We start from the raw sequence: 13,964 nt of genomic DNA on the forward strand, positions 1-13,964 counted from the left end.
CGCCCGGCGTGAGTTCAGTTGCTCCAGCTTATTGAGCTGTACCAGCGCAATAGCGGCGTTAATATCCGTCAGGTTGTATTTGTATCCAGGTGCAAGCACTTCGGCTTGTGGTGCCCGGCCGTAGGTTTGTCGATCAAAAGCATCAACGCCCAGACCGTGAAACTTCAGGCTGCGAAGCCGCTGAGCGAGCTGGCTGTCGTCGGTAACGATCAGTCCACCTTCCGCACAGGTGATATTTTTAATGGCGTGAAACGAGAAAATTGCCGTGCCGCGAGCACCGACATGACGGCCCTTATACAATGTCCCTACGGCATGGGCTGCGTCTTCTATTACCGGGATTCCATAACGCTCGCCAATGGCATAAATTGCGTCGAGGTCGGCGGGGGCGCCAGCATAATGTACTGGAACAATGGCTTTGGTTCGTGGGGTAATAGCAGCTTCAATTTGCTCAGGTGTCACCATAAGCGTATCGCGGTCGACATCGATCATCACTGGCGTCGCCCCCAGCAAAACAATCATGTTGAGGGTAGAAACCCACGTCATCGACGGCGTAATGACCTCGTCGCCTGCACCAATGCCCAGCGCCATCAGCGTAATGTGCATTCCTGCAGTGGCGGAGCAAACGGCGACGGCATGTTGATTTCCCGTGAGCTGGCAAAAAGCCTCTTCCAACTGTTGATTTTTCGGGCCGGTGGTTATCCATCCAGAGTCCAGAACCGCCTTCACTGCGGCAAGTTCTTCAGCGCCCATGGCCGGGCGAGAGAAAGGCAAAAAGTCAGACATCATTATTCCTTCAAGCCATTTAACGCCACCGAAGTTTTATTTTTAGTGATAAACAGGGGCGTCGTTAATTATTTCATCAGGCTACAAAGGTTAATGACTGAAGGTTAATTTATCCTTAAGAGTTTAAGGTTTGGGAACGATAGCTAAATAGAGGTGTTTTTATGTTTATCTTAATGAAATTAAGTGTCTTTTTAGGTTTTTGCGACATTGCTGTTTGCTATAAGTTGATGAGTGCAATGCCGCTATTCAGAATGTTAATTATATGCCGTTATTAAAATGATAACCTACAGTAACCCTTTTAAGGTTAACGTTTTACGCGTGGCGATATTTAAATCGTAGGCACTGAGATCTTCCGGTTTAACCCAGGCGAATGCCTGGAACTCTTCGTTAATCTTCACTTCACGATTCGCCGCGACACAATCGAAGATAAGATAAATCATGTAAATCTCTTCCTGACTGCCATCAGCATAGGTTTTAGTGCGAATATCATCACTGAAGGTCCAGGGGGTAATTTCTGATAACACCAGTTGCTCGCCCAGCTCTTCCCTCACTTCACGGAGCAGAGCTTCTTCAATACGTTCACCCGGTTCAACACCGCCGCCAGAAAGCGCCCACTGACCGGGAAACACACCGCGGTCATCAGCCATTTTGCAGAGTAAATAACAGCCATCGTTTTGAATTAATGGGCAAACAATCGTTCTTTGGCGCATCAGTCGAGTCCTTGTTGGGGAGGTAGAGAAAATTCCGTCATGCACGCATCTTACCTTTTGCTGGCGGCAGAAAAAATGTTTCATCGGTGATCAAGAGCGCTTTGGCAGGGAAAACAGGATGTTTGTTGAAAATGACGTTCTGGGACGTCCAACTGTGTAATTGGCACAAGAATTTAACCTTAAATAAATCTTGTGAGTAGTATTTAGTTACAATATGTCATTGCATCGCTTTTTTAGCTCATTGATTCCTCGCCATCTGACAGTACAATTCATCGGTTTTGGGGCTATGTTTTGATTCTTGCTGGAAAGGATAGAAAATGAAAAAAAGTTTAATGTTGGGTTTTGCCGGAATGCTGTTTGTTTCCGCGTCGGCGAGCGCGATTAGCATCAGCGGCCAGGCTGGCGAAGACTACACCAACCTGGGATTCGGTATGGGCACTGAGAGTACTGGTCTGGCCGTCAGCGGTAACTGGATGCATAACGATGACGACGGTGATGTTGCCGGGCTGGGTTTAGGTTTGAATATCCCACTGGGGCCGCTGATGGCGACCGTTGGTGGTAAAGGTGTTTATACTAATCCAAACGATGGCGATGAAGGCTATGCTGCTGCTGTCGGTGGTGGTTTACAATGGCCAATTGGCGATAGCTTCCGTCTGTTTGGTGAGTATTATTACTCTCCTGATTCACTTTCCAGCGGTATCGACAGCTATGAAGAAGCGAATGCCGGTGCGCGTCTGACCATTATGCGTCCGCTGAGCATCGAAGCCGGTTATCGTTACCTGAACCTGGCAGGCAAAGACGGCAACCGTGATAACGCGATTGCTGATGGCCCGTACGTTGGGGTTAACGCCAGCTTCTAACATTTCTGGCGCGGCGTTCAGTCGCGCCTTCCCCCCTCCATGCGTTATAGTGTTTTCATCATAAAAGCAGGAGAACACGATGTTAGACGTGGAGATGCTATCCACAGGGGATGAAGTGTTGCACGGACAAATCGTCGACACCAATGCCGCCTGGCTGGCCGATTTTTTCTTTAATCAGGGTTTACCGCTAACACGCCGCAACACGGTAGGTGACAATCTTAACGATTTGGTCGCCGTTTTGCGTGAGCGTAGCGAGCACGCCGATGTACTGATCGTTAATGGCGGTCTGGGACCTACCAGCGATGATTTGAGCGCGCTGGCAGCGGCAACGGCAAAAGGCGAAGGGCTGGTGCTGCATGAAGCATGGCTGGCCGAGATGGAGCGATATTTCCGCGATCGTGGCCGCGTGATGGCGCCGAGCAACCGCAAACAGGCTGAACTTCCGGCCAGCGCTGAGTTTATCAATAATCCGGTGGGTACCGCGTGTGGGTTCGCCCTGAAGCTTAACCGCTGCCTGATGTTCTTTACACCGGGTGTACCGTCAGAATTCAAAGTCATGGTGGAGCATGAGATCCTGCCTCGTTTGCGTGAGCGTTTCTCTTTGGCTCAGCCCCCGTTATGCCTGCGATTAACCACCTTTGGCCGTTCTGAAAGCGACCTGGCGCAGAGCCTGGATCCGCTCCCGTTGCCACCGGGAGTGACAATGGGCTACCGCTCCTCAATGCCGATTATTGAGCTGAAGCTGACCGGGCCGGATTCCCAACGGGAAGCGATGCTGGCGCTGTGGCCAGAAGTTAAGCGGGTTGCCGGGCAGAATATGATTTTTGAAGGTACGGAAGGCTTACCCGCGCAAATCGCCCGCACGTTGCAAGAACGGCAATTCAGCCTGACGCTGAGCGAACAATTCACCGGTGGTCTGGTGGCATTGCAGCTTTCTCGTGCGAATGCTCCGTTATTGGCGAGTGAAGTGGTTCCGCCCCAGGAAGAAACGCTGGCGCAAACGGCGCATTGGATAACCGAGCGACGCAGCAAGCATTATGCTGGATTAGCACTCGCTATATCGGCTTTCGAAAACGAACATATTAACTTTGCGCTGGCCACGGCTGATGGGACACACGCCTTGCGCGTACGGCTGAATGCAAATCGCTACAGCCTGGCGATTCGTCAGGAAGTGTGTGCGATGATGGCGCTAAATATGCTGCGCCGCTGGCTTAACAATCAGGATATCGCTAGCGAACACGGCTGGATTGAAGTGGTTGAGTCGTTGACGATTTAATCATTGGTTGGGAAGGCTAAATGCCTTCCCAATCTGGCTCATGCGGTGGTATCGCCAGGCAATAGCCCGGTAATTAACTGAACTAAATCACGATCAATACCTTGTTCCAGCATTATGTGAGCGATACGTAGGGCTTCTTCTTGCGTACCTTTTTGCACCCCTTGTTCTAACCCTTGCTGTATCCCTTCTTGCAGTCCATTTTGGTGGCCTTCCTGCCTGAGTCTCTCTGCAATTGTCATCAGCTTCTCCTTGTGATGGGGGGATCGTTCGGCAACTTCGCGGATAAACTCGCTGACGCGAGAAACGTCGCCGTACCGTATCAGGTAATTAAATAGCGTTTGTAGCTGGCTGTCATTAGCAGTGCTTGTAACTAATAGCGAGACCAGTCGATCCACTAACCCCATTAAGTCACGATCGCGGATATGTTTTTGCATCAACTCAAGCAGCGCAACCCTGCGATGCTGCGCGATTTCATCGTCAGGTATTACGGTAATGTCGACCAGCGGAAAAGCCTCTGAATACAGTTGTCGCGCCAGTTGCGGATTATCAAATTCATCCAGCCAGTTGAGCGACCAGGGATAGGGACTTTGTTGACCGTGATAAAACAGCATGGGGATCACCAGCGGCAGCGTTTTATTCCCGGCATCAAGATGATGCTGCATCGCCGCGGTGGCATAACGCATCAGGCGAAATGCCATATGCGGTACCGCGGTACTCTGATGTTCAATAACACAATAAATATAGCCCTGACCTTCGCGGGTTTTTAGTGACCACACTACGTCGGAGTAGTATGCGCGGAGATCTTGTTCGATAAAACTGGTGGACTCCAGCTTTAGCGTTTGTAAATCACATATCTCACGTAATGCGATAGGAAGGTGTATATCCAGAAAATCCCGAGCCATCTCAGGGTAAGACATTATCTTTTTAAAAACGGCATCATGCGGTGTAGATGTAGTGGATTTAGCCATGGTAGTCCGTCACCAGAAAGAGAAGATGGCGTGACGGTATCCACTTTTAATATGCGCTGCATGCGGGAAATGGGTTCTTTGCGTGGATGAATCAGAGATAAATACGTCCGACTGCAACGTATTCAATTAAGCAGAACGGGCTACGTAAAAATGCCCGGTAGCAAACGCCACCGGGCAACAGAGTTAACCCAACGCTTTGGCAAGCAGGGTGATAGGATGTTCGCAGCGTTTGCTTGTAGACATCTCAATCTGCCATTTACAGGTTTCGCAGTCGGTGACGACGATATCAGCGTCGCTTTCTTCAATTTGGCGGAATAACGGTGCGCCAATAGACTGTGAAGTCGGATAGTTTTCCTTTTTAAAGCCGTAAGTCCCGGCAATCCCGCAACACTGAGAATCCAACACCGTCAGCTCCAGCCCTGGAATTTGTCGCAGTAGCTCCAGCGTATAGAGCGTCCAGCCCATTTTCTCCATGTGACATGGCGTGTGATAGACCACCTTCAGCGGCAGCGTCTTCAGCGGCAGCGTTTTACCTTCATCCAGCTTGCGCCATAGCCAGCGGGTTGCCAGTTCAATGTGTTCACGTAGGCCTGAGTTGTCGACATCCAGCACTTCCGGATATTCATCACGTAGCGCAAAGGTACAGGTTGATGAGGTGGCGATCACCGGAATGCCTTTGCCATCAATCGCCTCTCTGAGTGAGGCCACGTTGCTTACTGCCTGCTTACGCGCTTTATCGGTAAAACCGTTGGCAATCAGCGGTACGCCGCAGCATTTCTCTTTACTCAGCAGTTGCACGCCAGTACCCATCGCATTCAACACCTTGATCAGGTCTTTGCCGAGCTGGGGATGGTTGTAATTCACAAAACAGCCGTGGAAAAAGGCGACCTGATCCTGGTACTGCGCCTGCTGTGCGGCAACGCTGCGATACCAGCGGCGGAAGGTGCCAAAGGAGTACTTCGGCAGCGTACGGCGATGATCGATTTTTAACGCGTAATCCAGCAGTTGACGCACCGGTTTTAATGAGGTAGCGGTATTCACTATAGGGGCGAAGGGGGTGGATACACTGCCCATTAAATCGGTATGACTTAAGACAAAGTTACGCAACGATGGGCGCGTCGTGTCGTATTTGGCGCGCGCGCGCTGGATGATATCGCCGATTTTCACGTCTGACGGACAGGCCACTTCGCAGCGTTTACAGTTGATGCAGTATTTCAGCGCGTCGTCATATAGCGCGCCATCTTTCAGGCGCAGACGTTCACCGTCCGGGCCGGCCTGCTTAGGGCCCGGGTAGCTCGGATTGACGCGGCTTACCGGGCAGGCGGTGGTGCACACCGTACATTTGATACAACTTTCAAAACGTGTGTCGCTCATTGCTGTCCTCCTGCACGTTTCGCAATATGATGCGCGGCATGTAAGGCGCTAACTGCGCACACGCCGCCTCCGCAACCCTGGGCGATAGGGTCGAATCCGCCGAGGACGGAACCGATGGCATACATGTTCTCTATCGTTTTTCCCGCCAGTGATGGACGCAATGCGGAATCGGTTGTTACGCCAAACTGTTGCCACGGTTGTGGATCGAAAACATCACGCTTATACCACTCGGCGCGGGTCGCTGTTTGCTGTACATCCAGTCCCAGGATTGGTTCATGGATTGCCTCACGCGTGGCGACCAGCCCGCTACTGAAGAAGCTGCCGCTGGCGAGCACGGCGAAACGTGGCCGCAAGGGGATATCGGCATGATTTCGGGTCCAGATTTCGCTGACCACGCCATCCTGACAGGTGATTTTTTTCACTTCATCACCCGGCATCCACACACCGCCCTGGCGCACAAACTGGCGCTGTAATTTGTTGTGCAAACGCATGCCCAGTACCGAAGGTGGTAGGGTCGGTAATAGTGTCAGCGAGCAGGGGAGGCGCTCGTTAAGCCACTGCCAGAGCCGCTCATCGGCCAGACCAAAGCATGCCGGCATGATTATCATGTCGCAGGTTTTTGCCATTGGCAGCAATGCGTCATAGAGCAGCGACCATTTATCTTCGTTATCCAGCAGGCGCGCAATATTAACGGCACGAAACTCGGTTGGGTTATCACGCAGGACATCCAGCTCCGGTAGCTCGATTTCTGCCGTCTCGACGCTGAGATTGCGTTGGCGTAATGACGCCGCGGCGAGATGCGCCTGAAAATCCAGTAACCCGCTAATCCCTACAACGCAGATACGCTGCGCGGACAGCGGCCAGACCGGCACTTCCGGGGAACTTAACCAGGTTGAGCGCAGGGTGCCCAGCGGGGTAACACGTTGATGTGCCTGATGCACTTTGCCCTGCAAATGCGTTCCGCATTCTTCCAGTAAATTTTGCGCCTGTTGGGCCAGTTCCAGAACGTTCTGCGTTCCGATGGTGCTATACGGATGTGCGGGTGCCTGAGTGCGCAGCGCATTCAAACCCGCTTCTATATCCGTCACCGGCTGACCATCGGGTAAGCTGCTGAGCAAATCCAGTGAGCCGGAGGAAAAATGCAGGGCGCTTTGGCCGCGGGTAACAATCGTGCAGCGCAGTCCGCTTTTTTGCAGTTGCAGGCCACATAGCAGTCCGGCGAGGCCGCCGCCGATAATGACGGTATCAAATTTCATCCTGGTGCTCCTTTTCCAGACCACACAACCCTTGATAAACCCAGCGCGTGAATTCGCTTTCGCGCAGCGCATCTCCCCAGGCGATAGGCTGCACGCCTTTCCAGCGTTCGTTGAGGAAGTCGGAAAGCTGGGTAATGGACTGCGCTGCGGTAGTGACATTGAAACGTTGCAGCAAACCTGCGGCGCGACAGGCACACAATTCGCCCTGGCAGGTCCCCATTCCAACACGGGTACGGCGACGCAAATCGAGCAGGCTGTTGACGGTTAAATTCTCGACGGCGTATTGCACTTCGCCTGCGGTGACTGCTTCGCATTCACAGACCAGACTGCGGTGCTGACGGCCTTCGCTAAGCCATGCAGGGGTGCGATCGCCGTGACGGTAGACCGCCGAGCCGCGCAGTGGAGCTGGCAATGAGATCACGCGTTTAAGCGTATGCTCGGTAGATTCCTGTGAGCCAGGCAGCGCGGTGTCTGCCGTTGTGCAAGGCTGGGTATTGCCCAGCTTACGGCAAACGGCATCGGTGGCCCATTCCGCCATCAGGCGGTAGGTCATCAGTTTGCCGCCGGTAATGGTGATAAACCCTTCCAGTCCGTCACGTTCAGCGTGATCGAACAGTACAATCCCACGGCTGACGTTACGACCGCTTGGGTCGTCGTCGCTAGCCACCAGCGGGCGTACGCCAGAATAGGCGCGTAAAATGCGCGTTTTCGCCATAATCGGCGCCAGCTTCTCGCCTTCACGCAGCAGAATATCGACCTCTTCTGCGGTGACGCGGTTGCTGTCGATATCGTCGTAATCAATGTGCTGTGAGGTGGTACCGATCAGTGAAATGGTATCGCCAGGCACCAGAATATCGGCGTCAGAGGGCTTACGGCAGCGGTTAATGACATGCTGGTTAATGCGATGATCCATAATCAGCAATGAACCTTTGGCCGGGAACATACGGATGCTCAGATCGGCATATTCCGCAATGCGTTGACCCCAGATCCCAGCGGCGTTGACGACAACCGGTGCATGCAGGGACTGCATTTCGCCTGTCAGATGATTGCGCACGTTAACGCCGCAAACCGTTGCGCCTTCGCGGATCAGTCCCGTCACTTCATGCGCCGTTAAGATAACCGCGCCATGCTCACGCGCATCCAGCATGTTAGCTGCTGTTAAGCGGAAAGGATCGACCGTGCCGTCTGGTACTTTTACTGCACCAATCAGCTGTGGATTCACAGAAGGTTCGATAATACGTGCCTGCTGAGGGTCAATCGCTTCTGCGCGAATCCCCGCCTCTTCACAGGCGCGAATAAAGGTGGCCTGGAAGGAAAGCTCATCCTCCGGCAGAGTAATAAACAGACCGTCCGTTGGCTCAACGCAATGACGGGCGATACGTTTCAGAATTTGGTTTTCGCTGATGCACTCACGGGCAGATTCAGCGTCGGTGACGGCGTAGCGTGCACCGCTGTGCAGCAGGCCGTGGTTGCGTCCGGTCGCACCTGTGGCGATATCGTGGCGTTCCACTAAGATGACGCGCAACCCGCGCAGCGCACAGTCACGTGCGATCCCTGCACCTGTTGCTCCTCCACCAATGATAATCACGTCACTTGCTTGCGAGTCGCGAGTTTTCATTGTTTTTCCTCACAGTTCGTTTTTTATCATTTAGCCACATAAAAAACATGGATTGTTTGATTTCGCGCATAATCGCTCATTATTCGAAAATGAAACGTGATTTCGTGCGCCTTTATGAACATTTGTCATAAATCTGTAACAATATGTGCTGCGTTTCACATTTTTGTTATGTATCTTTCCTTAACATCGCGGCCACACTGGGAGCGGTAGGGTAGTAATGACGAACTGCAGTGTTTACTTCGAATGAAAGACGGCCACGGAGGCTACACTATGTTGAGCATTTTTAAACCAGCGTCACACACGGCGCGTTTACCTGCAGCGGAGATCGACCCGACATATCGTCGATTACGTTGGCAGATTTTTCTGGGGATTTTCTTTGGTTATGCCGCGTACTATCTGGTACGTAAGAACTTTGCCCTTGCGATGCCGTATCTGGTTGAACAAGGTTTCTCGCGTGGCGATCTGGGTTTTGCGTTGTCCGGTATCTCCATTGCTTACGGATTTTCGAAATTCATCATGGGGTCCATTTCGGATCGCTCGAATCCGCGCGTTTTCCTGCCAGCCGGTCTGATTCTGGCCGCCGCAGTGATGCTGTTCATGGGCTTTGTGCCGTGGGCGACATCGAGCATCGCGGTAATGTTTGTGCTGCTGTTCCTCTGCGGATGGTTCCAGGGGATGGGCTGGCCGCCGTGTGGCCGTACTATGGTGCACTGGTGGTCGCAGAAAGAGCGTGGAGGCATTGTTTCCGTCTGGAACTGTGCGCATAACGTGGGGGGCGGTCTGCCTCCGCTGTTGTTCCTGCTGGGTATGGCCTGGTTCAATGACTGGAAAGCGGCGCTGTATATGCCTGCTTTCGGTGCGATCGTCGTCGCGCTGATTGCTTTTGCCCTGATGCGTGATACGCCGCAGTCCTGTGGTCTGCCGCCTATCGAAGAGTATAAGAACGACTATCCGGACGATTACACCGAGAAAGCGGAAGAAGAGCTGACTGCGAAGCAGATCTTCATGCAGTACGTACTGCCGAACAAACTGTTGTGGTACATCGCTATCGCCAACGTGTTTGTTTATCTGCTGCGCTACGGCATCCTGGACTGGTCACCAACCTACCTGAAAGAAGTGAAGCATTTCGCACTGGACAAATCATCCTGGGCCTACTTCCTGTATGAGTATGCGGGTATTCCGGGCACGCTGCTGTGCGGCTGGATGTCGGATAAAGTCTTCCGTGGTAACCGTGGCGCGACCGGCGTGTTCTTTATGACGCTGGTAACTATTGCGACCATCGTTTACTGGATGAACCCGGCAGGCAACCCGAACGTGGATATGGCTTGTATGATCATCATCGGCTTCCTGATCTACGGTCCGGTAATGTTGATTGGTCTGCACGCGCTGGAACTGGCACCGAAAAAAGCGGCGGGAACGGCGGCTGGCTTTACCGGTCTGTTCGGTTATCTCGGCGGTTCTGTGGCCGCGAGCGCCATTGTTGGCTACACCGTTGACTTCTTCGGTTGGGACGGCGGCTTTATGGTGATGATTGGCGGTAGCGTGCTGGCGGTTATTCTGCTGGTAGTCGTCATGATTGGCGAAAAACGCCATCACGAAGAGATGGAACTGAAGCGTAACGGGGGCTAATAGATGAAAATCACATTGAAAAGTCTCAGCGTGGCGCTGATGCTCGCAGGTATGGTGGTCAGCAGTGCAGCTGTTGCCGCAGATAAAATCGTGATTGCGCATCGTGGCGCCAGCGGTTATCTGCCGGAGCATACGCTGCCAGCAAAGGCGATGGCCTATGCCCAGGGGGCTGATTATCTGGAGCAGGATTTGGTTATGACCAAGGATGACCATCTGGTCGTCCTGCATGACCACTATCTTGACCGCGTCACCGATGTTGCCGAGCGTTTTCCGGATCGTGCGCGTAAAGATGGGCGTTACTACGCCATCGACTTTACGCTGGATGAAATTAAATCGCTGAAATTTACCGAAGGCTTCGATATCGAAAATGGCAAAAAGGTCCAGACCTACCCAGGGCGCTTCCCGATGGGTAAATCTGATTTCCGCGTGCACACGTTCGAAGAAGAGATTGAGTTTGTTCAGGGATTAAATCATTCCACCGGTAAAAACATCGGTATTTACCCGGAAATGAAAGCGCCGTGGTTCCATCACCAGGAAGGGAAGGACATTGCGGCTAAAACGCTGGAAATACTGAAAAAGTACGGGTATACCGACAAGAACGACAAGGTCTATCTACAGTGTTTTGATGTTGCAGAGTTGAAGCGCATTAAAAATGAACTGGAACCGAAGATGGGGATGGCTCTCAATCTGGTACAGTTGATTGCGTACACTGACTGGAATGAAACCCAGGAGAAAAAGCCGGACGGTAGTTGGGTTAATTACAACTACGACTGGATGTTTAAACCGGGTGCCATGAAGCAGGTTGCGCAGTATGCGGACGGCATTGGGCCGGACTATCACATGCTGATTGATGAGAAGTCGAAGAAGGGCAATATCTCGTTAACTGGCATGGTGCAGGACGCACATCAGAATAAGATGGTTGTGCATCCTTATACCGTTCGCGCCGATCAACTGCCGGATTACACCACTGACGTAAACCAGCTGTATGACATTCTTTATAACAAGGCGGGCGTGGACGGGCTGTTCACCGACTTCCCCGACAAAGCAGTGAAATTCTTGAATAAAGAGTGATGGCGTAAGGCCTGTGATGCACCTCCGGTCACAGGCCTTAATGGATGAAACGTTTTAACTGCTAGATAAGGCCGTCTGCTGTCAACGTTTCCATACATGCCTGCAGGAGAAATAAAGGGCTGCCGTCCACCGGCGGCTCTTTTGCCAGTAAGGATATCTGTCGATAGAACGTCGGTTCCAGCGGGACTGAGCGTACTTTCCCACCAACCGCCTTCAGCGTTAATTCCGGTAATAACGCTATACCCAGCCCCTGACGAATAAAGCTCATCGCGGTATCCGGATGGTTAAACTCGTATTTAATGACCGGTTCAATTCCCTTCTCTTTAAATAGCGCCATGATGCTTAATTCATAGCGACCTTTGCTGATAATGAGCGGTTCTCCAACCAGTTGTTCCACTGAAATCGTTCTATTGGCCGCCAGCGGATGGCTTTCAGGAACTACAACGGTAAATTTGTCGCGATACACCGGTACGCAGTACATGCCATTTACCGGGAAATGTACAAATCCCGCATCGATATCCCCACTGCGCAGGGAATCAACGATTGCCGTGCTGTTTTCTTCATAAGGGATAATTTTGATATGCGGGTGGTGCTGCTCGAAGTGGTGGATGATACCGGGCAAAATACAGGCACAGGCGCTGGGAAAGCAGCCGATTCGCAGGGTTCTGGCCGGGTTTTGTCGCTCTTGCTCGGCAATCTCTTTCACCGCGTTGGTTTCAGACACGATCGTCCGCAGGTGTGAAACGATCCGACTCCCGGCCGGACTAAGTTGAATGTCTTTGCGGCGTTCGCGGATAAGAATATCAACCCCTAGTTCTTCCTCTAGCGCTGAAATTGCCTGGCTAACGGCGGATTGGGTCATGTACAGCCGCTTGCTGGCTTCGGTAAAACCACCGTACTCAAGTACGGCAAGCAGGGCGTGGATCTGGGTTAATGTCATTAGCTCCCTCTAATCAACAATATTAAAACGATTAATTTCTCTAATATAATGGACCTGTTTATACTTGCGGTCTACCGTAAAATCACACTTCGACGCACCTGTCCGTAGTTCAGTTGAGCTGAGCGTTGCCTGCGTGCGCCGTCTGGACAGGTTGTCGAATATGAAAGAAAAACTGTGGACGAAAGATTTTTGGGCAATAACGATAATCAGCTTTATTATATTTTTTGTTTTTTATGTCCTGCTCACGCTGTTACCGATCTATATTTCGGATCGCCTGCATGCCACTCCAGATAAGGCCGGATTATTAGTCACCTTCTTTTTGGGGGCCGCAATTGTTGTGCGCCCGTTTGCGGGACAATGGGTAGGAAAATATTCGAATAAAACAATTCTGGTGCTCTCTTCTCTGGCCTTTTTGGTGGTCACTGCGCTGTATCCTGTTTGCCACTCAATTGAATCACTGCTGTTGATTCGGGTGCTTCATGGTGTAACGTTTGGCGTTATTACCACGGTAAAAGGAACGATTTCCGCGCGGTTGATACCGGCCTCCCGACGTGGGGAGGGCATCAGTTTTTTCTCGTTAGCCATGGGACTGGCAATGGTTGTGGGGCCGTGGGTAGGGCTGAACATGGCACGCTGGGAAGCTTTTACCACTGCATTCTGGCTGTGTAGCGCGGTTGCCGTACTGGGTATTATCCTGTCATTGATTGTCGCCGTACCGCCGGTTATCCGTCATGCTGACGGCTCAAAACCGAAGCTGGGATTTGCTGCAATGTTTGATCGCGCCGCACTGCCTTTCGCGATGGTGACGTTTTTCATGACCTTTTCCTACGCGGGCGTTTCCGCTTTTCTCGCACTGTATGCGCGCGAGCTCGATCTGATGGCCGCCGCCAGTAATTTCCTGTTGTGTTACGCCATTTGCCTGATGATCTGTCGAACCTTTACCGGCAATGTTTGTGATAAAAAAGGGCCGAAATACGTGGTCTATCCGTGTTTGCTGGCCTTCACCGTCGGGCTGGTGGCGCTTGGCTATACTAACGGCAGCATTATGATGATTATTTCCGGTGGATTAATTGGCATCGGTTATGGTTCGGTCACACCCGTATTTCAGACACAAATTATTAGTTCGGTGGAACCGCATAAAATTGGTATCGCCAATTCGCTGTTTTTCAATGCGATGGATGCGGGAATGGCAATCGGCGCGTTTATCATGGGGATGATGGTCGAGGGCGTGGGATATCGGGCGATTTATCTGGTGGGTGCGCTGCTGGTGGTACTGGCCGGGGCGCTGTATATCATGCAGATGAAAAAACGCGGAGACGTGGTACTGGTCTCCGCGCATGAAGTTCACTAAACACTACAACTCTATTTCAATATCGCCTTTTGCCCGGCAACAGCACGGCAATATTTCACCGGGCTGAATGAAGGCCAGCGGTTCTGCAATCCAGTCAACCTGTCCCGCCACCAGGCGGGTACGGCAGG

The 13,964-nt window shown here is 52.0% G+C and carries 12 protein-coding genes and 1 pseudogene; 5 read left to right on the forward strand and 8 right to left on the reverse strand.

The genetic code is table 11. The features are described from left to right. Together FDW94_RS09020 and nudI are read right to left on the reverse strand one after the other, a co-directional pair. The coding region (locus FDW94_RS09020; protein WP_249358366.1) for an aminotransferase class I/II-fold pyridoxal phosphate-dependent enzyme at positions 1–783 on the reverse strand (783 nt) is incomplete at its 3' end. A gap of 284 nt (positions 784–1,067) precedes the next feature. Next, entirely contained in the window at positions 1,068–1,493 is a 426-nt protein-coding gene (nudI, locus tag FDW94_RS09025; protein ID WP_137377462.1) for a nucleoside triphosphatase NudI, read from the reverse strand. Positions 1,494–1,810: 317 nt separating this feature from the next. Here nudI and FDW94_RS09030 point away from each other — a divergent pair, with 317 nt between their 5' ends. Together FDW94_RS09030 and FDW94_RS09035 are read left to right on the forward strand one after the other, a co-directional pair. Then, positions 1,811–2,353, forward strand: a complete 543-nt coding sequence (locus FDW94_RS09030) for a YfaZ family outer membrane protein (protein WP_048215871.1) — start codon at positions 1,811–1,813, stop codon at positions 2,351–2,353. A gap of 79 nt (positions 2,354–2,432) precedes the next feature. Then, positions 2,433–3,629: a nicotinamide mononucleotide deamidase-related protein YfaY gene (locus FDW94_RS09035; protein ID WP_137377463.1), complete on the forward strand. Its 1,197-nt coding sequence runs from the start codon at positions 2,433–2,435 to the stop codon at positions 3,627–3,629. Between the two features lie 38 nt (positions 3,630–3,667). Here the strand turns inward: FDW94_RS09035 and FDW94_RS09040 are convergent, their stop codons facing one another. The 4 genes from FDW94_RS09040 to glpA all read right to left on the reverse strand — a co-directional run bounded on the left by FDW94_RS09040 (position 3,668) and on the right by glpA (position 8,845). Further along, the gene (locus FDW94_RS09040) at positions 3,668–4,597 is read right to left on the reverse strand and encodes an Rpn family recombination-promoting nuclease/putative transposase (RefSeq protein ID WP_079934563.1); all 930 of its coding nucleotides are present in this window, start codon (positions 4,595–4,597) and stop codon (positions 3,668–3,670) included. Positions 4,598–4,780: 183 nt separating this feature from the next. Continuing rightward, entirely contained in the window at positions 4,781–5,971 is a 1,191-nt protein-coding gene (gene glpC, locus FDW94_RS09045; RefSeq protein ID WP_137377464.1) for an anaerobic glycerol-3-phosphate dehydrogenase subunit GlpC, read from the reverse strand. Next, a complete protein-coding gene (glpB, locus tag FDW94_RS09050) occupies positions 5,968–7,227 on the reverse strand; it encodes a glycerol-3-phosphate dehydrogenase subunit GlpB (protein ID WP_071445255.1) in 1,260 nt (419 codons plus the stop codon). The genes glpC and glpB overlap by 4 nt, the downstream gene beginning before the upstream one ends. Further along, positions 7,217–8,845 carry an anaerobic glycerol-3-phosphate dehydrogenase subunit A gene (glpA, locus tag FDW94_RS09055; RefSeq protein ID WP_137377465.1) on the reverse strand — a complete coding sequence of 543 codons (1,629 nt, stop codon included), beginning with the start codon at positions 8,843–8,845 and terminating at the stop codon, positions 7,217–7,219. Before glpA ends, glpB begins: the two co-directional genes overlap by 11 nt. Before the next feature lie 270 nt (positions 8,846–9,115). On the opposite strand from glpA, the gene glpT reads away from it, so the two are divergent. Together glpT and glpQ are read left to right on the forward strand one after the other, a co-directional pair. After that, the gene (gene glpT / locus FDW94_RS09060) at positions 9,116–10,474 is read left to right on the forward strand and encodes a glycerol-3-phosphate transporter (protein ID WP_057066393.1); all 1,359 of its coding nucleotides are present in this window, start codon (positions 9,116–9,118) and stop codon (positions 10,472–10,474) included. Between the two features lie 3 nt (positions 10,475–10,477). Further along, positions 10,478–11,545, forward strand: coding sequence for a glycerophosphodiester phosphodiesterase (gene glpQ, locus FDW94_RS09065; RefSeq protein WP_137377466.1), 1,068 nt, complete (start codon positions 10,478–10,480; stop codon positions 11,543–11,545). A 61-nt stretch (positions 11,546–11,606) separates the two neighbouring features. Here glpQ and FDW94_RS09070 read toward each other — a convergent pair whose 3' ends face one another. Next, positions 11,607–12,485 carry a LysR family transcriptional regulator gene (locus FDW94_RS09070; RefSeq protein WP_057066394.1) on the reverse strand — a complete coding sequence of 293 codons (879 nt, stop codon included), beginning with the start codon at positions 12,483–12,485 and terminating at the stop codon, positions 11,607–11,609. Positions 12,486–12,645: 160 nt separating this feature from the next. On the opposite strand from FDW94_RS09070, the gene FDW94_RS09075 reads away from it, so the two are divergent. Beyond that, positions 12,646–13,836: an MFS transporter gene (locus FDW94_RS09075; RefSeq protein WP_048234859.1), complete on the forward strand. Its 1,191-nt coding sequence runs from the start codon at positions 12,646–12,648 to the stop codon at positions 13,834–13,836. A 3-nt stretch (positions 13,837–13,839) separates the two neighbouring features. Here the strand turns inward: FDW94_RS09075 and yfaE are convergent. Next, positions 13,840–13,964 (reverse strand): annotated as a pseudogene (gene yfaE, locus FDW94_RS24000) (ferredoxin-like diferric-tyrosyl radical cofactor maintenance protein YfaE); the annotation flags it as partial.

Origin of the sequence: Citrobacter sp. wls757, assembly GCF_005280935.1 — a bacterium.
Lineage (GTDB): Bacteria > Pseudomonadota > Gammaproteobacteria > Enterobacterales > Enterobacteriaceae > Citrobacter > Citrobacter portucalensis.

Bases quoted from the DNA above. Each gene is read 5' to 3' on its own strand.
- FDW94_RS09040 (WP_079934563.1), bottom strand. From the start codon at position 4,597: ATGGCTAAATCCACTACATCTACACCGCATGATGCCGTTTTTAAAAAG.
- glpA (WP_137377465.1), bottom strand. From the start codon at position 8,845: ATGAAAACTCGCGACTCGCAAGCAAGTGACGTGATTATCATTGGTGGA.
- glpB (WP_071445255.1), bottom strand. From the start codon at position 7,227: ATGAAATTTGATACCGTCATTATCGGCGGCGGCCTCGCCGGACTGCTA.
- FDW94_RS09035 (WP_137377463.1), top strand. From the start codon at position 2,433: ATGTTAGACGTGGAGATGCTATCCACAGGGGATGAAGTGTTGCACGGA.
- FDW94_RS09030 (WP_048215871.1), top strand. From the start codon at position 1,811: ATGAAAAAAAGTTTAATGTTGGGTTTTGCCGGAATGCTGTTTGTTTCC.
- FDW94_RS09070 (WP_057066394.1), bottom strand. From the start codon at position 12,485: ATGACATTAACCCAGATCCACGCCCTGCTTGCCGTACTTGAGTACGGT.
- FDW94_RS09075 (WP_048234859.1), top strand. From the start codon at position 12,646: ATGAAAGAAAAACTGTGGACGAAAGATTTTTGGGCAATAACGATAATC.
- glpQ (WP_137377466.1), top strand. From the start codon at position 10,478: ATGAAAATCACATTGAAAAGTCTCAGCGTGGCGCTGATGCTCGCAGGT.
- nudI (WP_137377462.1), bottom strand. From the start codon at position 1,493: ATGCGCCAAAGAACGATTGTTTGCCCATTAATTCAAAACGATGGCTGT.
- glpC (WP_137377464.1), bottom strand. From the start codon at position 5,971: ATGAGCGACACACGTTTTGAAAGTTGTATCAAATGTACGGTGTGCACC.
- glpT (WP_057066393.1), top strand. From the start codon at position 9,116: ATGTTGAGCATTTTTAAACCAGCGTCACACACGGCGCGTTTACCTGCA.